The following is a 2322-nucleotide window of genomic DNA, read 5'->3' as shown; positions in this document are numbered from 1 at the left end:
GTCCTCGCTCGTCCGGCTCCTGATGCGCCTGTATACGCCAAGCTCTGGACGCATCCTGGTCGATGGCACTCCCATCGACAAAATGCCGGCCGCTCAACTGCGTGCCCAAATAGGACTCGTCTCTCAGGAGTCGCTGCTGCTCCACGCCACGATTGCCGACAACATCGCACTCGGCATGCCTGGCACCAGCCAAGCTGAAATCGAGTGGGCCGCTCGCGGCGCACAGCTGCACGAACAGATCCTGGCCATGCCCCATGGATACGACACCCAAGTCGGCGAGCGCGGCATGCAACTTTCCGGCGGCGAACGCCAGCGCGTGGCGATCGCACGTGCGTTGCTGCGGCGTCCGGCCATCTACGTTCTCGACGAGCCAACCTCCATGCTGGATAGCAACACCGAGGCCGGCATCCTCCGCACCCTTCAGGACGTGACCGCCGGCTGCACCACCATCGTCATTGCCCATCGGCTATCGACGGTGATGCATGCCGACGAGATCATCGTGATGGACGGCGGCCACGTCAGGGAGCGAGGCCGTCACGCCGACCTGCTCGCCCAACCTGGCCTTTACGTCGATCTATGGGCCCGGCAGCTCGGCAAGCGCTGAGCACCGGCTCGCGGATCCCGGTTTGGCTGAGCATCTGTGCTGGCGATGACTGCCGATCAGCAGAACTCCGCTGGCAAGTGGTGACCGCAACAGGGTGGCTGCTGTCCTTGAGGGTTGGTGTCTTAGGGGCAGCAATGTGCCCAAAGCGGAACCTCGCACGACCTCAGGAACAGGCTGATCTAAGTCAGTCGCGCGTCAGTACCTGGACGGCAGCAATCGCCAGAAGCTGACCTTGCGTCGCGCTCTGCTGCAGAATCTCACCGTGCAGAAGCATCTCAGCCGCGTAGACGGCAGCGCTCTTGGGAGGACGCAGATTGAAGCTGACAGTTCCAGCCATCATCGGTCTTGACGAGAAGCTTCGGCATGGCTACGTGCGGCAGTTGCTCAGCGCACAGCGCGAGCTCACGGGGACATTCGTTAAGTTCACCGCGGAACATGGGCCCTGCCTTCGGTTCAAGCCGGACGACGGCGGTCCAGAAGTCTTGGTCTTCGCGAAGGCGCCCGTAGCGGCCCACCTTCCTCCGGACGCCGCCGTGGTAGTGAAGCCAGGGCTTGCCATGGAGCTCTCGGACCAAATCGACGTCGGTGACGGCACTTGGAAGCAGCATCCCTCGGCGGCGGCGTCGTTAGCACTCTCGTCTGAAGAGAGGGTCGAACGGGCGCGAAAGTCCTGGCGGGGCGCCTTCAGCTACGTTGACGAGGACAACGTCCAGGGAAGCGCAATTGCACTACGCCGGCCGCAGGTCGGGGCACTGCATGCAATACATGCCCACTGGTCTGTGAGCAGCAGCGTAGCCACCATCGTGATGCCAACGGGGACGGGAAAGACGGAGACCATGTTGGCGACCGCCGTGTCTGGTCAGTGTGAGCGCATCCTGGTGCTAGTTCCCACAGATGCGCTGCGCTCCCAGGTGGCTCATAAATTTCTGACCCTGGGCGTACTGAAGATGGAAGAGAGCGCGGTTCTCGCGAAGTCCGCGCAGCGACCCATCGTCGGCGTACTAACGTCTGCGCCGCGCGACGATGCAGAAGTAGACGCGGTCTTCAAGAAGTGCAACGTCGTCGTCACCACCAGCCAACTCGCTGGGCGATTCACGCCGGCTGTCAAGACGCGAATTGCCTCGCTCTGCAGCCATCTGTTCTTGGACGAGGCGCATCATTCTGCTGCTCGGACCTGGAAGTCCTTCAAAGAAGACTACGAAGACAAGCGGGTTCTGCAGTTCACGGCCACGCCGTTCCGTGAGGACGACCAGCGCATCGACGGAATCATCTACGTCTATCCACTAAGGAAGGCGCAGGCAGAGGGGTACTTCAAGCCGATCCGCTTCAGCCCTGTGAATGTGTTCGGCATCAAGAAGGCCGACCGCGCAATCGCCCAGCACGTCCTTGACGAGCTTGACCTCGACACCACCGGGAAGCATGTTGCGATGGCGCGCGTCTCCTCAACAGACCGCGCCGACCTAGTCCACGAAATCTACAAGGAGCTTGGCCGGTTCAACCCAGTCGTGCTGCATACAAAGGTTTCCCCGGCCCAACGCAAAACAGCGCGTGAACTGTTGATGTCAGGCCAGTCCCGCATCGTGGTCTGCGTCGACATGCTGGGGGAAGGCTTTGACATGCCAGAGCTCAAGATTGCGGCGTTTCACGACCTCAAGAAAAGTTTGGCGGTCACCCTACAGCTCGCCGGCCGCTTCACCCGCGCACGGTCCGACCTGGGG

2 protein-coding genes are annotated in these 2322 nt (G+C 61.9%); both read left to right on the top strand.

Features of this window, described 5'->3' with window-relative positions; genetic code table 11:
• Nucleotides 1-604, top strand: a 604-nt coding sequence (locus ACXJKR_RS30110; protein ID WP_457325969.1) for an ABC transporter ATP-binding protein, incomplete at its 5' end; no start/stop codon positions are given.
• A 314-nt stretch (nt 605-918) separates the two neighbouring features.
• Nucleotides 919-2322, top strand: a 1404-nt coding sequence (locus tag ACXJKR_RS30105) for a DEAD/DEAH box helicase (RefSeq protein WP_457325967.1), incomplete at its 3' end; no start/stop codon positions are given.

This window comes from Roseateles sp. P5_E11 (assembly GCF_054049355.1).
This window is presented reverse-complemented; position numbering and strand designations above follow the sequence as displayed.